The sequence below is a fragment of the Micromonospora desertarenae genome, assembly GCF_056150265.1.
Map to the genome: position 1 here is coordinate 101,430 of NZ_JAXCFQ010000018.1, position 22,178 is coordinate 123,607.

At 75.1% G+C, this 22,178-nt stretch carries 20 protein-coding genes; 9 read left to right on the forward strand and 11 right to left on the reverse strand.

The window, feature by feature from the left end:
- Positions 1–25: 25 nt before the first annotated feature.
- The 7 genes from SM577_RS28585 to dinB all read left to right on the forward strand — a co-directional run bounded on the left by SM577_RS28585 (position 26) and on the right by dinB (position 8,702).
- Positions 26–2,170 carry an amylo-alpha-1,6-glucosidase gene (locus SM577_RS28585; RefSeq protein WP_474588437.1) on the forward strand — a complete coding sequence of 715 codons (2,145 nt, stop codon included), beginning with the start codon at positions 26–28 and terminating at the stop codon, positions 2,168–2,170.
- 149 nt (positions 2,171–2,319) lie between these two features.
- Positions 2,320–3,399: an endonuclease/exonuclease/phosphatase family protein gene (locus SM577_RS28590; protein ID WP_474588438.1), complete on the forward strand. Its 1,080-nt coding sequence runs from the start codon at positions 2,320–2,322 to the stop codon at positions 3,397–3,399.
- 73 nt (positions 3,400–3,472) lie between these two features.
- Positions 3,473–4,693 carry a PP2C family protein-serine/threonine phosphatase gene (locus tag SM577_RS28595; RefSeq protein WP_474579972.1) on the forward strand — a complete coding sequence of 407 codons (1,221 nt, stop codon included), beginning with the start codon at positions 3,473–3,475 and terminating at the stop codon, positions 4,691–4,693.
- A gap of 59 nt (positions 4,694–4,752) precedes the next feature.
- Complete coding sequence (locus SM577_RS28600) at positions 4,753–6,327, forward strand: FMN-binding glutamate synthase family protein (protein WP_474579973.1); 1,575 nt, start codon at positions 4,753–4,755, stop codon at positions 6,325–6,327.
- A gap of 129 nt (positions 6,328–6,456) precedes the next feature.
- Complete coding sequence (locus tag SM577_RS28605) at positions 6,457–6,981, forward strand: GNAT family N-acetyltransferase (RefSeq protein ID WP_302921977.1); 525 nt, start codon at positions 6,457–6,459, stop codon at positions 6,979–6,981.
- Positions 6,982–7,019: 38 nt separating this feature from the next.
- Positions 7,020–7,391 (forward strand): hypothetical protein, encoded by a 372-nt coding sequence (locus SM577_RS28610; RefSeq protein ID WP_302921978.1) that lies wholly within the window; start codon positions 7,020–7,022, stop codon positions 7,389–7,391.
- Positions 7,392–7,514: 123 nt separating this feature from the next.
- Positions 7,515–8,702, forward strand: a complete 1,188-nt coding sequence (dinB, locus tag SM577_RS28615; protein WP_302921979.1) for a DNA polymerase IV — start codon at positions 7,515–7,517, stop codon at positions 8,700–8,702.
- 105 nt (positions 8,703–8,807) lie between these two features.
- Here the strand turns inward: dinB and SM577_RS28620 are convergent, their stop codons facing one another.
- Entirely contained in the window at positions 8,808–9,071 is a 264-nt protein-coding gene (locus tag SM577_RS28620; protein WP_302921980.1) for a hypothetical protein, read from the reverse strand.
- A 141-nt stretch (positions 9,072–9,212) separates the two neighbouring features.
- Between SM577_RS28620 and SM577_RS28625 the strand changes: the two genes are divergently transcribed.
- Together SM577_RS28625 and SM577_RS28630 are read left to right on the forward strand one after the other, a co-directional pair.
- Positions 9,213–10,085, forward strand: a complete 873-nt coding sequence (locus SM577_RS28625) for an alpha/beta fold hydrolase (RefSeq protein ID WP_474579976.1) — start codon at positions 9,213–9,215, stop codon at positions 10,083–10,085.
- A 106-nt stretch (positions 10,086–10,191) separates the two neighbouring features.
- Positions 10,192–11,829: a hypothetical protein gene (locus tag SM577_RS28630; RefSeq protein WP_474588439.1), complete on the forward strand. Its 1,638-nt coding sequence runs from the start codon at positions 10,192–10,194 to the stop codon at positions 11,827–11,829.
- A gap of 180 nt (positions 11,830–12,009) precedes the next feature.
- Here the strand turns inward: SM577_RS28630 and SM577_RS28635 are convergent, their stop codons facing one another.
- The 10 genes from SM577_RS28635 to SM577_RS28680 are packed head-to-tail and all read right to left on the reverse strand — an operon-like array spanning position 12,010 to position 22,154.
- Positions 12,010–12,540 (reverse strand): hypothetical protein, encoded by a 531-nt coding sequence (locus SM577_RS28635; protein WP_302921983.1) that lies wholly within the window; start codon positions 12,538–12,540, stop codon positions 12,010–12,012.
- A 29-nt stretch (positions 12,541–12,569) separates the two neighbouring features.
- A complete protein-coding gene (locus SM577_RS28640; RefSeq protein WP_474588440.1) occupies positions 12,570–13,415 on the reverse strand; it encodes a hypothetical protein in 846 nt (281 codons plus the stop codon).
- Entirely contained in the window at positions 13,412–14,653 is a 1,242-nt protein-coding gene (locus SM577_RS28645; protein WP_474588441.1) for an MCE family protein, read from the reverse strand. Before SM577_RS28645 ends, SM577_RS28640 begins: the two co-directional genes overlap by 4 nt.
- Positions 14,650–16,056, reverse strand: coding sequence for an MCE family protein (locus tag SM577_RS28650; protein WP_474588442.1), 1,407 nt, complete (start codon positions 16,054–16,056; stop codon positions 14,650–14,652). The genes SM577_RS28645 and SM577_RS28650 overlap by 4 nt, the downstream gene beginning before the upstream one ends.
- Positions 16,053–17,297: an MCE family protein gene (locus tag SM577_RS28655; protein ID WP_474588443.1), complete on the reverse strand. Its 1,245-nt coding sequence runs from the start codon at positions 17,295–17,297 to the stop codon at positions 16,053–16,055. Before SM577_RS28655 ends, SM577_RS28650 begins: the two co-directional genes overlap by 4 nt.
- Positions 17,297–18,277, reverse strand: coding sequence for an MCE family protein (locus SM577_RS28660; RefSeq protein WP_474579980.1), 981 nt, complete (start codon positions 18,275–18,277; stop codon positions 17,297–17,299). Before SM577_RS28660 ends, SM577_RS28655 begins: the two co-directional genes overlap by 1 nt.
- Positions 18,274–19,302: an MCE family protein gene (locus SM577_RS28665; protein ID WP_474579981.1), complete on the reverse strand. Its 1,029-nt coding sequence runs from the start codon at positions 19,300–19,302 to the stop codon at positions 18,274–18,276. The genes SM577_RS28660 and SM577_RS28665 overlap by 4 nt, the downstream gene beginning before the upstream one ends.
- Complete coding sequence (locus SM577_RS28670; protein WP_474588444.1) at positions 19,299–20,576, reverse strand: MCE family protein; 1,278 nt, start codon at positions 20,574–20,576, stop codon at positions 19,299–19,301. Before SM577_RS28670 ends, SM577_RS28665 begins: the two co-directional genes overlap by 4 nt.
- Before the next feature lie 2 nt (positions 20,577–20,578).
- Positions 20,579–21,382 carry an ABC transporter permease gene (locus SM577_RS28675; protein WP_302921991.1) on the reverse strand — a complete coding sequence of 268 codons (804 nt, stop codon included), beginning with the start codon at positions 21,380–21,382 and terminating at the stop codon, positions 20,579–20,581.
- 1 nt (position 21,383) lies between these two features.
- Entirely contained in the window at positions 21,384–22,154 is a 771-nt protein-coding gene (locus SM577_RS28680) for an MlaE family ABC transporter permease (protein WP_302921992.1), read from the reverse strand.
- Between the last annotated feature and the right edge of the window lie 24 nt (positions 22,155–22,178).

The window sequence follows — 22,178 nt, forward strand, 5'->3', positions numbered from 1 at the left end:
GGGGCGGCACCGGGTAGGAACCGCCGTGCGCACCGTCCGGAACCTGCGTGTACGCCCGGATCTGCTCTACCTGGCGAGCGGTTGGAGCACGCTGGTCACCGACGTACGCGGGCGGATTCGGGGCACCGGACCGCAGGGGTTCTTCGCCCGCAACACCCGGGTGCTCAGCCTGGAACGGATCACCGTCGACGGCCGCGAGCCGGTGCCGTTCAGCACCGCGAACGTGCGCGGCCACGCCCAGCTCTCGTACGCCGAACTCGGCGACGGCGAGACGCTGCCCGCCCGGGTCGCCTACCTGCTGGTCGAGCGGTTCGTCGGTGAGGGGCTGCGCACCCGGCTGACCGTGGCCAGCTACGCCGGCCAGCCGCTGGAGCTGCGCCTGCGGATCCACCTGGCCGCCGACTTCGCGGACACCTCGGAGGCCGAGACCGGGCACCGGGTGCAGGTCGGCGAGGTGGACACCGCCTGGGACGCCGCCGGCCAGGAACTGTGCCTGCGCTACCGCTGCCACGGGCTGGACCGGGCGGTGGCGATCCGGGCCACGGGCGACGGGCCGGTCCGGTACGCCGACGGGGAGTTCGTCGTCGACCTGGCGGTGCCGCCCCGGGAGCGCCGCCGGGTGGACCTGCTCGTCGAGCCGGTCTTCGAGGGCCGGCGGCTCGCCGCGCCACCGCCGACGTTCGCCGACCCCGACGACGCCGCCGCCCGCGCCCGCACCCGGCTCGCCGCCGAGCTCACCCGGCTGACCAGCGCGAACTTCGACGTCACGGCGGCCTGGCGGTGCGCGGTCGGTGACCTCGCCGTGCTGCCGCTCGGGGAACCGGACGGCCCGACGGCGCCGATCGCCGGCCTGCCGATCTACCAGGAGATCTTCGGGCGGGACACGATGACCGCGTCCTGGCAGGCGCTGCTCGCCGGGCCGACCATGCTCGCGGACAGCCTGCGGCTCAACGCCCACCACCTGGGGCGGCGCGTCGACGACTGGCGGGACGAGGAGCCCGGCAAGCCGTTGCACGAGTCCCGGAGCGGGCCGGTCTCCGTGCTCGGCCTCGACCCGTTCGCCCACTACCACGGCGACTGGTCCACCGCGCCGGACTTCCTGGTCTTCCTCGGCCAGTACTACGCCTGGACCGGTAACCTCGACACCGTCCGCGAGCTGCTGCCGACGGCCCGCCGGGCGCTGTCCTGGATCGACCGGTTCGGCGACCTCGACCACGACGGCTTCCTGGAGTACCACTGCCGCTCCCGGGCCGGCCTGAAGAACCAGGGCTGGAAGGACTCCGATACCGCCATCGTGGACGAGCACGGGCGGGTGGTGCCGAACCCGATCGCCACCAGCGAACTCCAGGCGTACTGGTACGCGGCGCTGCGGCACGCCGCCGTGGCGTTCGCCGCGACCGGTCACCCGCGGCTCGGCGCCGCCCTGGTGCGGCGGGCGGCCGCGCTGCGCCGGCGGTTCCACCGCGCGTACTGGCTGCCCGACCGGGGTTGTTACGCGATGGCGCTGGGACCGGACGGACGGCCGGTGCGGTCGGTCAACTCCAACGACGGTCACCTGCTGGCCACCGGGATCGTGCCGGCCCGGATCGCCCGGACCGTCGCCGACCGGCTGCTCGCCCCCGACATGTTCAGCGGCTGGGGGATCCGCACGCTCTCCGCGGACCACCCGGCGTACAACCCGTTCAGCTACCACCGGGGCAGCGTCTGGCCGGTCGAGGCGGGCACCATCGGCCTCGGCCTGGCCCGGTACGGCTGCTGGCAGCACCTGCACCGGCTGGCCGAGGGGATGTTCGCCGCGGCGGCGCTCTTCGACGAACACCGCCTGCCCGAGGTGCTCTCCGGGCTGCCCCGCGACGACGCCCACCCGTACCCCGGTGTCTACCCCGCCTCGTGCTCGCCGCAGGCGTGGTCGGCCAGTTCGGTGGTGGCGCTGATCCAGGCGCTGCTGGCGCTGCGACCGGCCGCGCCGCTGCGGACCATCTTCGTCGACCCGCACCTGCCCGAGTGGCTGCCGGAACTCACCCTGGAGGGCGTCCGGGTCGGACGGCGCACCGTCGATCTGACCGTCCGCCGCCGACGCGGCGGGCGTACCTCGCTGCGCGCCCGCGGCGACCGGATCGCGGTGGTCCGCCGCCCCACGTCGCAGGCTGTCGCCGCCCGCCGCCGCTGACCGAGGTCCGCCGCGCACCACCGCTGGCCCGTCTCGTCGTCCGCCGGTCCGGAAACCGGCCGATCGGGCGTATCCGCCGGGGCGGTGGCGGCGCTACCGTACGGCAGGCTTCCGCGACGCGGATCTCCTGCGAGGAGAGGACCGGGGAGATGGACGGCACGGCGCGCCCGCACCGACTGACCCGACTGTTCACCGCCGCCGCCCTGGTGACGGCCGCCCTGGGGTTGGTCGCCCCGCCCGCGCAGGCCCAGCCGGGCGCCAAGATCACGGTGCTGACCCGGAACCTGTACCTCGGCGGCGACCTCACCCCGTCGATGACCGCGCCGAACCTGCCGGCGTTCCTGGCCGCGAACGCGGCCCTGCTCAGTCACGTCGACCTGGTCGACTTCCCGGCCCGGGCGAAGCTCATCGCGGCGGAGATCCGCGAGCACCGACCCGACCTGGTGGGCCTGCAGGAGGTGGCGCTGTGGCGTACCGGGCCGCTCGGCGACCCCGCCCCGGCCACCACCGTCCGCTACGACTACCTGGCCCTGCTGATGGCGGAGCTGGCGGTCGCCGGCCACCGCTACGACGTGGCAGTGGTGCAGGACGAGGCGGACCTCGAGGCTCCGGCCGGGGCACCGCACCTCGTGGACGCCCGGCTCACCATGCGCGACGTCATCCTGGTCCGGCACGGCGGCCGGGTGACGGTCACCGGCACGTCGTCGGGGAACTTCGCCACCAACCTGGTGACCCCGCTGCCGGCCACCGGCAGCTCGGTGACCAGCACGCGGGGTTGGACCGCGGTGGACGTGGTGCACGGCCGGCGCGCGTTCCGGGTGGTGAACACCCACCTGGAGGCGTTCCACCCCGGAGTCCGGGTGCGGCAGGCCGAGGAACTGCTGGCCGGGCCGCTGGACGTGCCCGGCCGGGTGGTCCTCGTCGGCGACCTCAACACCGGGCCCGAGCTGCCCGAGCCGGTCAACCGCCTGGCCTACGTCACGCTGGTCGCCGGCGGGATGGTGGACACCTGGCCGGTCCTGCATCCCGGCGACTCCGGCTACACCGCCGGCCTCGGCGACGACCTGACCGAACCGGCCGACGACGTCGAGCACCGGATCGACATGGTGCTGGTCCGCGGCCCGGTGACGCCGGTGGCCAGCGAGGTCTTCGGCACCGAGCGGCGTACGCCGGACGGCCGCTGGCCCTCCGACCACCTGGGGCACGTGGCGGTGCTCGCGCTGCCGTAACGTTCCGTCGGCCCGGCCGGGGCCGCCGCAGGTCAGGCATGTCGGTGCGGGACGGCAAGACTAGGATCCTTGCGTGGTCGAGACCGGGCTCATCCAGGACGAGGAGCGGCTGCGCCGCATCGAGGCGGTGACGGACGCCGCCCTGTCCCGCCTCGATGTCGCCGACCTGTTCGACGAACTGCTGGAGCGCGTCCGGGACCTGCTGGAGGTCGACACCGCCGCGATCCTGCTGCTGGACGCGCACGCCCGGCAGTTGGTGGCCACCGCGGCGAAGGGCCTGGAGGAGGAGGTCCGGCAGGGGTTCCGGGTCTCCCTCGGCCGTGGCTTCGCCGGCCGGATCGCGCTCACCCAGCGGCCCGTGGTGATCGAGGACGTCCGCCCGGGCGACGTGGTCAACCCGGTGCTGCTGCAGATCGGGCTGCGCGCCCTGCTCGGCGTGCCGATGTTCGCCCGCGACCAGCTCGTCGGCGTGCTGCACGTGGGGACGCTGCGCCCCCGGGCCTTCACCCCCGACGACGTGCGCCTGCTCGAACTGGTCGCCGACCGGGCCGGCCTGGCCAGCCTGGCCCGCTCGGACAACCTCGACCACAACGCCGCCCTCGCTCTGCAGCGCAGCCTGCTGCCCACCCAACTGCCCGAGGTGCCGGGGCTGCAGATGGCCGCCCGGTACGTGCCGGGTCACGTCGCCGGCATCGGCGGCGACTGGTACGACGTGTTCACCCTGCCGTCGGGCTGGCTCGGTCTGGTCATCGGCGACGTGTCCGGGCACGGGCTGCAGTCCGCGGTGGTGATGGGCCGGGTGCGCAGCGCGCTGCGCGCGTACGCGCTGGTCTGCGACGAACCGGCGGAGGCGCTGGCCCTCCTCGACCGCAAGGTCGACCACTTCGAGGCCGGCAGCCTGACCACCGCGCTCTACGCGATGATCTCCCCGGACCGGGAGACCGTCCACCTCTCCACGGCCGGGCACCTGCTCCCCGTGCTCGCCGCGCCCGGTGAGCCGGCGACCCTGGTGCCGGCCCACGTGGACCCGCCGCTGGGCACCGGCCGGCGGCTGCCATCCCGGCGGCAGACCACTGTCCGCCTGCCGCCCGGCGCCGTGCTGGTCTGCTACACCGACGGGCTGGTGGAACGGCGTGGCGAGGTGATCGACGTCGGCGTCCAGCAGCTGCTCGCCGCGGTGCGGCCGGAGCCGGCCGAGGAGGTCTGCTCCACCGTCATGAACGCCTTCGGCGCCGAGCGCCCCACCGACGACATCGCCGTGCTGGCCGTCCGCCGCGACCCGACCGGCCACTGACCCGCCGCCCCGGGCGTCGGGCCGTTTGACCGGCGACGATCCCGGAAAGAGTGGCGGGCATGACATGGGCAAGCCGAGCCGTACCCGCCGTCGCCGCCGCCGTGGCCGCCCTGGCCGCGCGGGACCTCCTGCAACGCGACCACGCGCTGCTGCGTAACTTCCCGGTGCTCGGGCGGGCCCGCTACCTGCTCGAGGCGATCGGGCCGGAGCTGCGCCAGTACATCGTGGCCGGCAACAACGAGGAGCGGCCGTTCACCCGGGACCAGCGGCGCTGGGTGTACGCGTCGGCGAAGGGGCAGAACAACTACTTCGGCTTCGGCACCGACAACGACATCGAGTTCACCCCCGGCTACCCCATCATCAAGCACCGCACCTTCGGCCGGGCGGTGCCGCCGTCCGCGCCGGGGGCCGGGCACGACGTACGGCTGCCGTGCGCCAAGGTGCTCGGCGGCGCGCGGGGACGGGCCCGCGCGTTCCGGCCGGAGTCGGTGGTGAACATCTCGGGGATGAGCTTCGGGTCGCTGTCCGGCAACGCGGTCGAGGCGTTGAACCGGGGCGCGGCGCTGGCCGGCTGCCTGCAGAACACCGGCGAGGGCGGCCTGTCGCCGTACCACCGCAAGGGCGGTGACCTGGTCTTCCAGATCGGCACCGCGTACTTCGGCTGCCGTGACGAGCACGGCCGGTTCAGCCTGGAGCGGCTCAGGGACCTGGTCGCCGGCGCGCCGGTGCGGGCCCTGGAGATCAAGCTCAGCCAGGGCGCGAAGCCCAGCCTCGGCGGGCTGCTGCCCGGCGCCAAGGTGTCGGCGGAGATCGCGGCCACCCGGGGCATCCCGCGGGGACGCGACTGCGTCAGCCCGTCCCGGCACGCCGAGTTCTCCGACTGCGACAGCCTGCTGGACTGGGTGGAGCTGCTGGCCGCCGAGACCGGGCTGCCGGTCGGCATCAAGTCCGCCGTCGGCGACCTGGGCTTCTGGGAGGAACTGACCACCCTGATGCGGGACACCGGCCGGGGCGTCGACTTCGTCACCATCGACGGCGGCGAGGGCGGCACCGGCGCCGCGCCGCTGATCTTCACCGACTCGGTGTCGCTCCCCTTCCAGCAGGGATTCGCCCGGGTCTACCGGATCTTCGCCGAGCGGGACCTGCACGAGCAGGTGGTCTTCGTCGGCGCCGGCAAGCTCGGCCTGCCGGACAACGCCGTGGTCGCCTTCGCGCTCGGCTGCGACCTGGTCAACGTGGGCCGGGAGGCGATGCTGGCGATCGGCTGCATCCAGGCCCAGAAGTGCCACACCGACACCTGCCCGACCGGGGTGGCCACCCAGAACGCCTGGCTCGCCCGCGGCCTGGACCCGGCGTCGAAGTCGGTGCGCGCGGCGAACTACGTCCGGACGTTGCGCCGCGACCTGATGAAGGTGGCCGAGGCGTGCGGAGTGGAACACCCCGGGCTCATCTCCACCGACGCCGTCGAGGTGCTCGACGGGCGCACCGCCTCGACGCCGCTGCGCGAGGTGTACGGGTACCGGCCGGAGTGGGGCCTGCCGTCGCCCGCCGACCAGGCGGAGATCGTCCGGCTGATGACCGCCGAGGCGCCGCAGGGCGACTCCGCCCCGCCCTCCCCCACCGCGGTCGGCTGACCCGGTCCGCACGGCCGCGCCGCCGGTCGCGGGCCGGCGGCCGCCGTCCCCGCCGGATGCCGGCCGCACGGTCGCCGGGCGCCGGAAACGCCGTCGCGTCCGGGCGGCCGCGCGTCCTATGGTGGCGCGATGTTGATCCGACGCGAGACCGCCGACGACGTCGAGGCCGTCCGGGCGGTGCACACCGCCGCGTTCGCCAAGGCGGACCAGCCCGGCGCCGTACCCGTGGAGACGGCCCTGGTGGACGCGCTGCGCGCCGACGACGGCTGGTTGCCGCCGTTGTCCCTGGTCGCGTCGGATCCGGCCGGGCAGGTCGTCGGGCACGTGGTGTGCACCCGCGGCCGGGTGGCCGGCGAACCGGTGGCGCTCGGGCTCGGGCCGCTCGGGGTGCTGCCGGCCTGGCAGCGACGCGGGGTGGGCAGCGCGCTGATGCACGCCGTGCTCGGCGCGGCGGACGCGCTCGACGAGCCGCTGGTGGTGCTGCTCGGCCATCCCGACTACTACCCCCGGTTCGGCTTCCGGCCGGCGGTCGACCTCGGCGTCACGCCGCCCGGGCCGTGGGGCCCGCGGTACTTCATGGCCCGCCCGCTGAGCGCCTGGCGGCCGTCGATCCGTGGCGAGTTCCGGTACGCGGCGCCGTTCGAGGATCTCTGACCTTTCGCGGGATCACCGATTGTTGCATTCTGGTTGCCATGGGAGAGGTGCTGCCGATGCCCGGGTTCGGCGACCTGTTCGCCGACACGCGGGGCGATGACCGGACCATGCGAGTCAGCTACCACCCCGAGCGGGGCGCCGTGGTGCTGTCCCTGTGGAGCGGCACGGTGTGCCGGGGATCGTTCCGGATGGCCGTCGGCGACGCGCCCCGGCTGCTGTCGCTGCTCGCCCAGATCAGCGCGACCGCGGCGCCCGGGGCGCGTCCGGACGGCCCGGCCGCCGGGCCGGGCGCCCGCGCGGCGGCGGAGGTCCCCGCACCGACCCCCGATCCGGTCGAGCAGACCGGTCAGATCGCCGGCCCGGCGCACCGCGCCGCGCTGCCGGTCGTGCCGGCGCCCCGGGTCGCCTGAATCCGGCACCGGGCAGCGGCCGGATTGCTCCGCGACCGCTCGGCCCGGTGTCCGCACGGCGGTGAACGCGCGCGTTCGGGCAGGTCAGTGCCGGATTCGCGGCGGCCGTGCGAACATGTGTTCGTGTCGCGCGAGGCCAGCATCCTGCACGCCGACCTGGACGCGTTCTACGCGTCGGTCGAGCAGCGGGACGACCCGCGCCTGCGCGGCCGGCCGGTGATCGTCGGCGGTGGGGTCGTCCTCGCCGCCAGCTACGAGGCGAAGGCCCGGGGCGTACGCAGCGCGATGGGCGGCCGGCAGGCCCGCCGGCTGTGCCCGGAGGCGATCGTGGTGGCGCCCCGGATGTCGGCGTACACGGCGGCCAGTCGCGCGGTGTTCGAGATCTTCCGGCAGACCACCCCGCTGGTCGAGGGGCTCTCCGTCGACGAGGCGTTCCTCGACGTGGGTGGCCTGCGCCGGCTGGTGGGGCCGCCGACCGACATCGCCGCGCGGCTGCGGCGCGAGGTGCGCCACCGGGTGGGCCTGCCGATCACGGTGGGCGTGGCCCGGACGAAGTTCCTCGCCAAGGTGGCCAGCGGGGTGGCCAAGCCGGACGGCCTGCTGGTGGTGCCGCCGGACGGCGAACTGGCCTTCCTGCACCCGCTGCCGGTGGAGCGGCTGTGGGGCGTCGGGCCGGTCACCGCGACGAAGCTGCGCGAGCGGGGCATCCGTACCGTCGGCCAGGTCGCCCGGCTCGGCGAGGCGACCCTGGTCTCGCTGCTCGGCGCGGGCGCCGGCCGGCACCTGCACGCCCTGGCGCACAACCGCGATCCCCGGCCGGTACAGGTCGGCCGGCGGCGCGCGTCGATGGGGGCGCAGCACGCGCTCGGCGGCCAGCCGCACTCCCCGGCCGACCTGGACGCCGTCCTCGCCGGCCTGGTCGACCGGGTGACCCGGCGGATGCGCGCGGCCACCCGCACCGGCCGTACGGTGACGTTGCGGTTGCGCTTCGCCGACTACTCCCGGGCGACCCGTTCCCACACCCTGCCGAAGGCGACCGCGGACACCCAGCCGCTGCTCGCCGCCGCCCGCGCACTGCTGCGCGCGGCCCTGCCCGAGATCGACCGGCGGGGCATCACCCTGCTCGGCGTCTCGGTGGCCAACCTGGACGGTGGGCACGTGCAGTTGTCGTTGCCGTTCGAGCGCGATCCGGGCGCCGAACTGGACGCCGCGGTCGACGCGGTACGGGACCGGTTCGGCTCCGCCGCGCTCACCCGCGCGGTGCTGCTCGGCCGGGAGACCGGGCCGGAGATGCCCCGCCTGCCGGACTGATCCGAGACGCCGACCGCACCGGACCAGCGTCGGCGACGGTGTCGCGACGCGGGCGAGCCGGTGCGGTCGGCGACGTGCTCGGGGCCGGGCGGGCGACGGCCGCCGTCAGCGGCCGGCGGACTCGGCTTCTCGGCTACCCGCACGCCCACTCTGGCAGGGCACCTCGCGCCAGGTCGACCGGCCACCTCGCCAGGCGCTGGCGAGGATGACGGCGGCGGCCCGGCTGGGGCACGTCTGCACCTGCGACCGGCCGGTGGCACCGCCGATCTGCGCCTGCACTTCCCAGCGCTGCCCGTCGGTGCGGATGTAGACGTCCCGACGGCCACGCGCGGTGGCGTCGCCGTTCCACCAATGCTGCTCAACTGTCACAAGCCCGACGGTAGAGCACCGGGAACCGGAGCAGTAGTGGTGTGGTCCGCTTTCCGCAGGTCACGCCCGGGTCGGCGGCACGGACGGTATTCGAACCGCGACTCAGGGTCGCCGGCGTGGGTGTTGTGTCGTTGAACCGGCGTGTTCGACGGATTCGAGGAGTTGGACGTCGCCACGGACGAGAGCAGCGTTCACCTCCGCCGGGGTGGTGCCGGCCCGCCGGTCCTGCTGCTGCACGGCATGCCCGAGACCCACCTGATGTGGCACCGGGTGGCGCCCCGCCTGGCCGAGCGCTGCACAGTGGTCGCCGCCGACCTGCGTGGCTTCGGCGGCAGCGGCACCCCGCCCAGCGACGCCGACCACACCCCGTACGGCATGCGCGCGGTGGCCCGCGAGCAGGTGGCCGTGATGCGGGCGCTCGGGTACGACACGTTCGCCGTCGTCGGGCACGACCGTGGCGGTCGCTGCGGCTACCGGATGGCGCTGGACCATCCGGACGTCGTCACCCGGCTCGCGGTGCTCGACATCGTGCCGACCGGCGACGCGTTCGGCCGCGCCGACCGGGAGTTCAGCCTCGGGTTCTGGCTCTGGTCGTTCCTCGCCGCCCCGGAGCCGGTGCCCGAGCGGCTCGTCGCCGGCGCCCCGGAGGCGATCGTCGACCACATGCTCGACGACCTGTCCGAGGTGGCCGACGCGTTCCCCGCCGACGTCCGGGCCGCGTACGTCGGCCAGCTGCGCGACCCGGACCGGATCCACGCCGTGTGCGAGCAGTACCGGGCCGCCGCCACCCTCGACTACCGGCAGGACGAGGCCGACCGGGGCGTACGGCGGATCGGCTGCCCGGTGCTGGTGCTGTGGAGCCACGCGGGACCCGTCGCGAGCTGGTACCGGCCGCTGGAGGTGTGGCGGGCGTGGGCCGACGACGTGACCGGCGGGCCGGTGCGGGCCGGGCACTTCCTCCCCGAGGAGGCGCCCGACGAGACGACCCGGCACCTGCTGGCGTTCCTCGGCTGAGACCCGGGGGCAGCCGGTCGGGGCGCGGCAGCGGCTGGCCGAAGGGGCCGCGAACCGTCGGGGGGTGCTGCCATGATGCTGGCCCGCACCGAACGAGGAGGCACGCGTGGAATCGGGCGACGGCTTCACCCCGGTGTTCGTGTCGTACCACCAGTTCCAGGTCGGCGGCGGCGCCGAGCGCGGCGACGACCTCGGTCTCTACACGGTCGGCGACGACCTGCTCCAGCTCACCGGCCGGAGTCAGCTCACCGTGCTCACCGGGCCGCACACCGCTCACGTCGGGGTGCGACTCGCCGTCCTCGGGTCGCCGCCGCCCGACGACGACCACGACTGGGAGGCCGCCGCCGAGGCGACGATATGGCTGCCGGACGGCCGGGTCAGCGTGTGTGGGCTGATGGGCGACTGCCCGGACCCGTTCCGCCAGGTGGCGGCGGGCCCGCCGGGCCTGTTCCGGGTCCGGGTCCAGGCGCGGGACCGGCGGCCGGAGGACAGCTCCGCCGCACCGGGAGCGCCGGAGCGGTACGCGGTCACCGTGTGGCCGGTCAACGAGGACCTTGGCTTCCGGACGGTGCGCCGCGACGGCCTGCGGTCCTCCCCCTGGGCACCGCGGCCGGCACGGGCCGCCGGCTGGGCGATGGTGCGGCTGGTCACCCTGGCCAACCCCGACCCACGGGAGGTGGCACGGCGGCGGCTCCTCGCCGTGGGTCAGGCGCCCGCCGACCCGCCGGCCGGCCGGGTCGCGGTCCGGCGGCACCGCACGATTCCCGGGTCCCGCGCCACGGAGCTGCTGCGCCACCCGGCCGAGTTGCTCGGCGCGCGCACCGACGGCGACGAGTTCGTGCTGCCCGCCGGTGGGCTGGAGATCAGGCTCCGCGCCCTGCCCCCGCTGAGCCAGGCGGAGGGTGGGCCCCGGGAGCAGGACGCCGACCACCTGCGCCTGAGCTGTCGGTGGGCGCCGAGGCCCGGTTCGTCGAGCGACGTGCCCGACACCGGGCGCGGCAGCGTCGACGTGCTGGTCACGCCCGGCGACGGCCGGGCCGAGCTCGCCGTCGTCCACCACGGTGTCCGCGCGCCGGACGCCGTGCTGCTCGGGCTGGTCTGGGACCACCTGCTCGACCGCCTGGGCGGCGGTCCGGGCGATGGTGAGTCGCCGCACCCGTGGGAGCCGTTGCTCGCCGACCTGGCGGCCAGAGCCGCGGCGCGGGCCGCCGACGACCTGCGCCGCCGGCGGGAGTACGAGGCCCGCCGGTGGGGCGGCACGCCGCCGTCGGACCGGCTACGCGAGGTGGCTGCCAACACCATCGGGTTGGCGCTGCTCGACCGCGCGCTCCTCGACGCGCTGGCGGAGGCGGCGCCGGCCGTGCAGCGGGCCGTGGCCCGGTGGGCCACCCGGCAGGCGTACGCGCTCGCCGGGCTGGCCGAGATCGACTGGATCGTCCCGGCGCTGGCCGCCCTGGACCGGGGCGAACCGCTGCCGCCGCCGTTCGACGACGACCACCGGGCCTGGCAGCGCCTGTGGGCCGACGGCCGGGTACCGGCCACCACCGTCACCAGTCCGGACGGCACCCCCAACTGCTCGGCGCAGGCGATGGCGTTCCCGGCGATCCGCGCCGCGGTCCACCCCGACCCCCTCGCGGGCGCCGTCGACACCGTCTACTTCGCCGCCCTCACCGCCGGCGACCAGCGCCCCGCCCTGCTGGCCGCCGCCCGGGCCGCCCTCGCCGACCTGGGCGGCGACCGGTAGCCCCGGAACCGGCGGACCGGCAGGGCCGGCGCGGGCAGCCCCGGAGCCGGCGGACGGCGCGGACCGGACCGGGCAGCCCCGGAACCGGCGGACCCGCGGGGCCGGCGCGGGCAGCCCCGGAACCGGCGGGTCGGCGAGCCGGGGCCGGAGTCGGTGGCGCCGAACCCGGCCGGTGGCCGGTCAGACGGCGGTGGCCCGGGTGACCTTCCAGTCGCCGTCGACCCGCTCCAGGGTGAGCACCACCCGGTTCTGGTCCACCTTCTCCCCCGCCGTGGTGACGTTGCGCCGGTACTGGTTCAGGTAGACCAGCAGTTCCACCCGGTCGGCGGTGGCGGTGACCACGCCGGTCGAGGTGACCTCGGCCAGCACCACCGCCTGCTGCTTGGTGGCGGTCTGCTTCAACGTCGCCGTGGTCTGCGCGTACTCGTCGGCGAACGCGCCGGTGGTGAAGGTCCGGGCGTTCGCCACGCTCTCGTCGAAGGTCCGGTAGTCGTACGAGAAGATCGCCTTGGCGGCCGCCGGGGCGGTGGCGAGCGCCTGGCGGACGGCGGCGTCGCGGCGGTCGGCGGCCCGGTCGGCGTACCAGCCGGCGACGGCGACGCCCGCCGCCAGCACGATCGCCGTGACCAGCGCCGGCACCGGCCGTACCCGCCACCGCCGGGGGCGGGCGGGCCGCAGTCGTGGCCGCGGGATGCGGGCGAGGAAACCCATCGGTCCTCCCTGGGGACGTCGCGCCGGGGTCATCCGACGAACTGGAGTCGGGACACGAGCCACTCGCCGGAGTCCCGGTCGCGGACCATGTCCAGCTGGATCCGGTAGTGCGACGGCCGACCCTCGGGCGCCTTGGCGTTCTTCACGGTGGCGTCCACGGCCACGATGACCACCGCCCGGTCCCGGTCGCCGGAGACCAGGCCGGCGCGCAGCACCGACCCCCGCGAGTCGACCTTGTTCTCCACCACCGCGGCGCGGACCTGCGACTGGCCGCGGGTGAACTCGTCCTTGAACTCGCCGGTCGCCCCGGCGGCGATCCGTTGCAGGTCCCGGTCGACGCTGGCCGCGCTGACCGAGACGAAGTCGACGCTGGCCTGGCGGGCCGCGGCCACCGCCGCCTCGCGGGCGTCCGCGACGGCGCGCACGGTGTACCAGCGGTGCCCGTAGAACCCGGCAGCGGTCAGGCTGGCGGCGAGCAGCACCACGAGCAGGCCGACGAGAACTCTGCGGCGGGCCGCGGCCTTGTCCGCCGCCGCACCGCCGGCGCCGGTCCCGTCGGCCGCCGGGCCGTCGTCGGCCCCGGCCGCGTCGTCGTCGGCCCCGGCCGGGTCGTCGTCGGCGTCGGCAGGTGGGTCGTCGGCCCGCGCCGGGTCGCCCAGCGCCGTCAGCTCGTCGACCTCGGCCGGGTCCGCCACCGGCTCCCGGTCGAGCCGCTCCAGCACGGCCTCGATCGACGGCTCCGGGCGCGGCACGGTGCGGTTGACCAGCCGGCGCTGGGTGGGCCGGCCGGGCGTGCCGGCCTTGGCGCCCTTGATCACTTTCAGGGTGCGGTCCCTGCGGGTCTGCACGGGCTCCTCCTCGGGTCTGCCGGTCACGGGATCACCCCGGCGAGCAGCAACTGCTTCCACGACTGGTCGCCGGCCGTCCGGTACTGGCCGCCGGTCCCGCCGAACTGCAAAGGTCGACCGTCGGAGCCGAGCACCAGGCCGGTGGCCGGGTCGTAGCCGACGGCGCTGGCGGCGGGCGGGGCGCCGGTGGCGGGCGCCGGGTCGGCCCCGCCCGGGCGGGGCGCGTTCGGGGCGCCGCGCACCCCCGCGCCGGCCGCCCGGTCCTGCGGGCCGCACTGCCGGCTGCCGCCCCGGTACACGCAGGACGGCGGGTTGTTGACGTTGAGCACCAGGCCGAGGTGGGCGGTGCCGTCGCCCGGGGTCACGGTGAAGCCGCCGGCCACGGCGATCGGGTACGCCACGAGCAGTTGCTCGATGCCGGGCAGCCGCCGGGCGGCGATCCCGTTGACGGTCACCAGGTTGCCGAGCAGGGTGCCGATGGTCGGCTCCAGGCCGCGCAGCAGTGCGATCGTCTCGGTGGCGGCGGGCGGACCGGCGGCGAGGACGCGCCGCAGGTCGGGGTCGGCCGCCCGGACGGTGGCGGCCAGCTCGGCCAGCCCGCGCGCCCAGCGCCGCAGCGCCTCCGCCGACTCGGCCTGGGTGGTCAGCACGGTGCGACCGTCGTGGATCAGGGCGAGGGTCTCGGGCAGGGCCGCGGTGGCGTCGGTGAGCAGCGCGTCCCCGGCGTCGAGGATCCGCGCCAGCGCGTCCTCGTTGCCCTGGAAGGCGGTGCCCAGCTCGGTGATCAGCACGGCCAGGTCCTCCGGGCCGACCGAGCGGACCAGCGCGTCCAGGTTGGACAGCAGCACCTCGGGGGCGAGCGGCAGACCGGTGCGGTCGGCCGGGATCACCGAGCCGTCGCGCAGGTAGGGGCCGCCGTCGCGGTCCGGCCGCAGGTCGAGGTACTGCTCGCCGACGGCGGACCGGTGCGCCACCACCGCCCGCAACTCGGCGGGCACCCGCACGTCCCGGTCGATCCGCAGGTCGGCGCGGACGCCGTCGTCGCGCAGGTGGACAGCGGTGACCCGGCCGACGGGCACCCCGCGGTAGGTGACCGGGGCGTTGGCGAACAGGCCGCCGGCGCGGGCGAGGTCGACGTGCACCACGTATCCGCCGCCGAGCAGCCGGTCGCCGAGGCCGACGTAGCGCACCCCGACGTAGCCGACGCCGAGCAGGCTCACCAGCACGAAGGCGATCACCTGGAGTTTCGTGGTCCGTCCGATCATGGCAGCAGCCCCCCGCCGAGGATGTCGGTCAGGCCGCCGACCGTGCCGGTGATCGCGCCGGTCACCGGCAGGATGCAGTCGGCGGAGAGGATCGTGCCGACCGGGAGTTCGGTGCCGGCGGGGAAGGCGGTGCCGGGCGGCACGATCCCCTTGGGCAGGATCAGCCCGCCCACGGGCACCTTCGAGCCGGGCTTGAGCAGCACGCACCCCTCCGGCAGTTGGCACTCCTTGGGCGGCGTCCAGGTCGCCGGGAACTTCGTCAGGTCGGGCAGGCACTTCAGCAGCGGCAGGTCCGGCAGGGTCCCCCCGGGGCGGGATCCGGGGCGCGACCCGCCGGCCGTGGGCGGCGGTGCGGCACCGCCCGCCCGCGCGCCGGTGGCCGCCGCCCGGGCGGGCGCGGGCGCGGCGGCCACCAGGTTGGCCAGGATCGAGGCGGCGTCCAGGTCGGCGGTGATGGCGAGGTTGACGAAATCGCCGACGATCGCGCCGGTCACGTTCGGCGGGAACGGGTACGACAGCATGAAGTCCAGCGACTTCGGCAGGTCGTCCCCGGCGCGGACCAGCTGTTCCAGGATCGGTTTCAGCGACCGCAGACTGGCCAGGGTGTCGTCGCGGCTGCGGTCGACCACCCGGGTGCCGACCCGGCCGAGTTCGCCGAGGGCGGTCAGCGCGCTGGTCAGCTGGGCGCGCTGGCGGGCCAGCACGGTCATCCCGGGGGCGAGCGCGTCGACGGCCTCGCCGACGACCTGCCGCTGCCGGGCCAGCCGCCCGGTCAGCCGGTCCAGCGCCTCGACCGCCCGGACGATGTCCGCCTTCTGCCGCTCCAGCCCGCCGACGAACTCGTCGAGCTGGCGCAACGCGTCGCGGACCGCGGGCTCCCGGCCGTCGAGCGCCCGGCCGAGCTCCTGGTTGATGGTGCGCAGCTGGGCCAGGCCGCCACCGTTGAGCAGCAGCCCCAGGGCGGCGAGCACCTCCTCCACCTCGGCGCCGCGGGTGGTGCGGACCAGCGGGATGACATCGCCGTCGGCGAGCCGGCCGCGGCGCGGTTCGGTGGTCGGCGCGGTCACCGCCACGTACTTCTCGCCGAGCAGGCTGCTCTGCCGGACCGCGGCGGTGGCGTTGGCGGGCAGCTCGACCTCGCGATCGATCCGCAGCCTGACCCGGGCGGTCCAGCCGGCGAGCGAGATCTTCTCGACGCTGCCCACGGTGACGTCGTCGACCTTGACGGCCGCCTGCGGCACCAGGTCGAGCACGTCGGTGAACTCGGCGGTGACCCGGTAGCCGGGTCCGGACGGCGCCCCGCCGGGCAGCGGCAGGTCGGTCAGCTCCGGCAGGCCGCAGCCGGCGGGCAGCAGCGCCACGACCAGCGCCGCGGCCAGCAGCCGGCGGATCCGGGCGCTCATGCCGGGCCTCGCAGGATGCCGCCGAGGGTGCGGTCCACCGCGTCGACGGGGCCGCCCGGCGCCAGGTCGAGGGCCGGCCCACCGGGCTGGGTGGACGGAGGTTCGCCCGGCGGGACCGGGCCGGCCGTCGGGGCGCCGGGCGGCAGCTTGAGCAGCTTGCGCAGCTGGTCGGTCATCGGCAGGCCGCGCGCGTGCAGCGTCTGGGCGAGCGCGTGGCAGGTGGCCGGGACCTGTCTGGCGGGAAGCTGGTCGACGATCAGCGAGCAGGCGAAGCCGGCCGGGTCGTACGGGCCGGTGGCGTTGTCCCGGGTGTCCAGGGTGCCCGACCGGGGGTTGTAGGCCAGCGCGAGGTTGTTCAGCGCCAGCGGCGCCACGTCGAGGATCTCGATGACCGCCTCCTGCTGGCGGACCAGCACCCCGGTGATGTCGGCGAGCGCGGCGACGTCGGCGGTGAGCAGCTGGCGGTTCTTCTTCACGAAGGCGGTGACGTCGGCGAGCGCGACGGCCAGGTTGCGCAGCGCGGCGGAGAGCTCGTCGCGTTCGCCGGAGAGCTGTTCGGCCACGTCGGCCAACTGCCGGTGGAAGGCACGCACCTGCTGGTCGCTCTCGGCCAGGGTGGTGGTGAACCGTTGCAGGTTGCCCACCGAGCCGAACAGGTCCTGCCGGCCGTCGGCGAGCGTGGTCAGCGCCCGGGACAGCCCGTCCAGGGTCTCCCGCAGCTGCTCGCCGTTGCCCTCCAGGTTGGCCCGGCCGGTGGCGACCAGGTCGGACAGGGCGCCGTCGGCGTTCGCGCCGTCCGGGCCCAGTGCCCGGTTGAAGTCGTCCAGCGCCCGGTAGATGTCGTCGATCTCCATCGGCGCCGCGGTGCGGCTGGGCGGGATGTCGGCGCCGTCGGCCAGCGTGGCGCCGCCGGCGTACGCGGGGGTGAGCTGGACGTACCGGTCGCTGACCACGCTGGGCGGGACGATCAGTGCCTGCGCCTCGGACGGGATGCGCACCCCCGGGTCGTAGCGCATGGCGACCTCGACGGTGCGGCCGCGCGGGGTCACCGCCACCACCTCGCCGACCCGGACGCCGAGGACCCGGACGTCGGAGCCGGGGTGTACGCCGACGGCGCGGGTGAAGTGGGCGGTCAGCCGCCGCTGGGGCGGCTCGTGCCGGGTGATCACCACGGCGGCGGCCAGTGCGGTGAGCAGGACGGTGGCGGCGGCGACCGGCCGGCGCCAGCGGCGGGCGGCCATCACCGGCCGCCCGTGGGCACGTACGGCTGCACCAGGCCGTGCACGTACGAGTCGAACCAGCGGCCGTTGCCGACCACGTTGGCGAACGCGGTGACGAACGGCGCCATCCGCGCGATGCTGCGTTCCAGGTTGTCCCGGTTGCGTTGCAGCACGGCGATCACCTCCCGCAGCTCCCGCAGGGCCGGTTCGAGTTCGGTCCGGTTGTCGGCGACCAGCCCGGAGAGCTGGGTGGCCAGGTCGTTGGTGCCGACGAGCAGCTTGTGGATGGCGTCCCGGCGGCGGCTCACCTCGGCCAGCAACGCCTCGCCGTCGGTGACCAGCTTGCGGAACTCCTCGTCGCGGGTGGCCAGCACGTCGGTGACCTCGCGGGCCCGGGTCAGCAGCGAACGCAGTTCGGCGTCCCGGTCGGCGACGGTGCGGGAGAGCCGGGCCAGCCCGCCCAGCGCCGAGTCGACGCTGGCGGGGGTGTCGGCGAAGGTCTCCGACAGGGTGGCGAAGGCGGCGGCGAGCTGGTCGGTGTCGACCCGGTCGAGGGTGTCGGCGAGCCCGGTGACCGCCTGGACCACGTCGAACGGGGCGGCGGTGCGGTCCAGCGGGATCTGCCCGCCCTCCGGCAGCCGGCCCGCCCCGGCGGGCGCCAGCGCCAGGTACTTCTGCCCGAGCACCGTCTTGATCCGGATCGTCGCGCCGGTCCGGTCGCCCAGGCGTACGCCGTCGTCGTCGACCCGGAACCGGACCCGCACGTACGACCGGGTGTCGCTGGCGAGTTCGACGGCGGTGACCTTGCCGACGCGTACCCCGGCGACCCGCACCTCGTTGCCGACGGCGAGGCCGCTGGCGTCGGTGAAGGCCGCCTGGTAGGCCCGGCCGGTGAGCGCGGCGATCCGGTCGAGCTGGAAGGCGCCGAGCAGCGCGGCGACGATCAGGGTCAACCCGACGGCGCCGGTGACCACGGGGTTGCGTTCGCGGAACGGTTTCATCGGCTGCCTCCGGTGGCGCACCGGGCGGCCGGCGCGCTGAAGGTGACGGGGTTGAGGCTCTGGCCGGCGGCCGAAACCCGGCCGTCGAAGTCGCAGAGGTAGAAGTTGAACCAGGAGCCGTACGAGGCGACCCGGGTCAGCGACTCGTAGCGCTGCGGCAGCCGGCCGAGCGTGCTGTCGATCACCGCGGAGTTGCGGTTGAGCGTGCCGGCGAGTTCGTCGAGAGCGCGGATGTCGGCGGCCAGCGGCGGGCGGGCCTCGCCCACCAGCGACGAGGTCGCCTCGGTGAGGTCGCCGAGGTTGACCAGCGCCTCGCCGATGGCGGTCCGGTCGGCGGCCAGCCCGGAGACGAACTCCTGGAGCTGGGTGACCGTCCGGTCGAGGTCGCGGTCCCGCTCGGCGAGGGTGGTCAGCACCGTGTTCAGGTTGGTGACCACCCGGCCGATGACGGCGTCCCGGTCGGCGAGGGTGTTGGTCAGCGAGGCGGTGCGGCTGAGCAGGCTCGCCACGGTGCCGCCCTCGCCCTGGAGCACCTGGATGATCTCGTAGGCGAGTTTGTTGACGTCCTCCGGGCGCAGCGCGGTGAACAACGGCCGGAAACCGTTGAACAGCACTGTCAGGTCGAGCGCCGGGGTGGTCTGCCCGATCGGGATGAGCCCGTCCGGCCGCAGCGGCCGGCGCTCCCCCGGCCCTTCGGTGAGCGCCAGGTAGCGCTGCCCGACCAGGTTGCGGTAGCGGATGGCGGCGCGTACGCCGGTGGCCAGGGGGACGTCCTCGGTGAGGGTGAACTCCACCTCGGCCACGGTGTCGTCGACGACCCGGATCGCCCCGACCCGGCCGACCCGGACTCCGGCGATCCGCACGTCGTCGCCGGGCAGCAGGCCGGTGACGTCGGTGAACCGGGCCCGGTAGTCGACGCCGCCGGCCGGGAAGGCGCCCAGGGTCTGGGCGAGCAGCGCGGTCAGCAGCAGGGTCACCGCGGCGAAGGTCAGCAGCTTCACCAGGGGGCGCACGGTGCCGGTCATCGGGCGTTCACCACCGCTCCGCGCAGCAGCGGCCCCCACAGCAGCACCGCGATGTCGGGCACCTCCGCCGGCGGGGTGCCGGTGACGGCGCCGAGCAGCGGCTTCACCAGGGCGCGTTCCGGGCCGGTGGCGGCCTGGCCCATGGCCGGCGAGGCGGCGGCCGGGGTGGGCAGCCCGACGGGCAGGGTGACCGGGGGGCGCGGGCCGGAGTAGTCGTAGCCGTCGTCGATCGGCTTCTCCGGCGCCGGGCTCGGCGGGCGGGGCAGGCCGTGGCACTTGGGGCCGTCGTCGGCGCCGTAGACCGGCTCGTCGCGGCCCTGCTCGTACTTGCCGCCGTCGCGGGTGACCTCCAGGGTGATCCGCATCCGCCCGCCCGCGAACACCTCCTCCACCCGGGGTTGCAGGGCCACCAGGCCGCTCATCAGGCAGGGGTACTCGGGGGCGTAGGTGGCGAGCAGTTCGAGCACCGGCCGGCTCACCGCACCGAGCCGGATGAGCTGGTCGCCGTGCCGGTCGAGGAACCCGTGCGCGACGTCGGCGGCGTCGGTGGCCTCGGCGAGGAACGCGGCCAGCTGGGTGCGCTGGTCGGTGACCGTGCGGGCGGTGACGCTGACGTCGCGCAGCAGCGCCAGCAGGTCCGGCAGCGCGGCGTCGTAGCTGTCCAGCACCGTGGCCAGGGCGCGCACGTCCGCCGCGATGGCCGGCATGGCCGGGTTGAGCCGGGCCAGGTACGCCTCCAGCCGGGCCAGGTTCGCGCCGAGCTGCTCGCCGCGGCCCTGCAACGCGGTGGCCAGCGCGCCCAGCGTGGCGGCCAGTTGGTCGGGGCGGATCGCCTGCAGCAGCGGCAGCGCCTCGTCGAGCACCCGTTCCAGCTCGACGGCGGTGCGGCTGCGGTCCTGGCTGATGACCGCGCCGTCGCGGATCGGCCCGGCGGTGCTGCCCGGTGGCGGGACGAGCTCGACGTAGCGCTCGCCGAAGAGCGTCTTGGGCAGCAGGCGCGCGGTCACGTCGGCCGGGATCCGGGCGGTGGTCGCCGGATCGAGGGCCAGCCGCAGGGTGGCGCCGGCGCCGTCGCCGCGCACCGAGCGGACGTCGCCGACCAGCACGCCGCGCACCTTGACGTCGGCGCCGTCGGCCAGTTGCAGGCCGGCACGGTCGGCGTGCAGGGTGACCCAGGCGACCGGGGTGAACGCCTTGCGGTACTGCAGCACCGAGCCGGTCAGCGCGGCGGCCAGGACGGCGACGAAGACGATGCCGAGGATGCGATGTCTCATGCTCACCCCGCGATCCGGACGGTGGTGGTGGCGCCCCAGATGGCCAGGGACAGGAAGAAGTCGACGATGTTGACCGCGACGATGGCCAGCCGCACGGCCCGGCCGACCGCCACACCGACGCCGGCCGGTCCGCCGCTGGCGGTGTAGCCGTACCAGCAGTGCACCAGCACCACGATCACGCTGAACACCAGCACCTTGCCGAAGGACCAGAGCACGTCGCCGGGCGGCAGGAACAGGTGGAAGTAGTAGTCGTAGGTGCCCGCCGACTGCCCGAAGTAGAAGACGGCGATGGCGCGGGTGGCCAGGTAGCTGGAGAGCAGCCCGATCACGTACAGCGGGATCACCGCGATGAAGCCGGCGATCATGCGGGTGGTGACCAGGAACGGCAGCGACGGCACGCCCATCACCTCGAGCGCGTCGACCTCCTCGGAGATCCGCATGGCGCCGAGCTGGGCGGTGAAGCCGCACCCCACGGTGGCCGACAGCGCGAGCGCCGCCACCAGCGGGGAGATCTCCCGGGTGTTGAAGTACGCCGAGATGAAGCCGGTGAAGGCGCTGCTCCCGATCTGGTTGAGCGCCTGGTAGCCCTGCAGGCCCACCTCGGTGCCGGTGAAGAAGGTGAGGAAGCAGATGACGCCGACGGTGCCGCCGAGCACCGCGAGGGCGCCGGTGCCGAAGCTGACCTCGGCGAGCAGCCGTACCACCTCGCGCCGGTAGCGGCGCACGGTGCGCGGCGCCCAGCCGAAGGCCCGCAGGTAGAAGGCGAGCTGTCCGCCCAGGTCGTCGAGCTGTCGCAGCACCGGCACGTCAGCTTCCCTTCTGCGGTACGACCTGGAAGTACACGGCCGTGACGAGGAAGTTCAGCGCGAACAGCAGCATGAAGGTGAACACGACGCTCTGGTTGACCGCGTCGCCGACCCCCTTCGGGCCGCCCCGCGCGTTCATCCCCTGGTAGGACGCGACCAGGGCCGCGGTGGCGCCGAACAGCAGCGCCTTGACCTCGCCCACCAGCAGGTCGGGCAGTTGCCCGAGGGCCTGGAAGCTGGCCAGGTACGCGCCCGGCGTGCCGCCCTGCATGACCACGTTGAACAGGTAGCCGCCGGTCACCCCGACCACGCTGACCAGGCCGTTGAGCAGGACGGCGACCAGCATCGCCGCCAGCACCCGGGGCACCACGAGCCGGTGGATCGGGTCGATGCCCAGCACCCGCATCGCGTCCAGTTCCTCGCGGATCTTGCGGGAGCCGAGGTCGGCGCAGATCGCCGAGCCACCGGCGCCGGCGATGACCAGCGCGGTGACGATCGGCCCGGCCTCGCGCACCACGGCGAGCACCGACGCGGCGCCGGTGAACGACTGCGCGCCGAGCTGGCGCACCAGCGAGCCGAGTTGCAGCGCGATGACCGCGCCGAACGGGATCGCGACGAGCGCGGCCGGCAGGATCGACACCGAGCTGATGAACCAGGCCTGCTGGACGAACTCGCGCAGCTGCACCGGCCGGCGGGGCAGCGCCCGCAGGGTGTCGAGGCAGAAGCCGAAGAAGTCGCCGGAGCGGCGGACGGCGGTCAGTGGGGCGCTCATGCCGGGACTCCGCCGCGCTCCGTG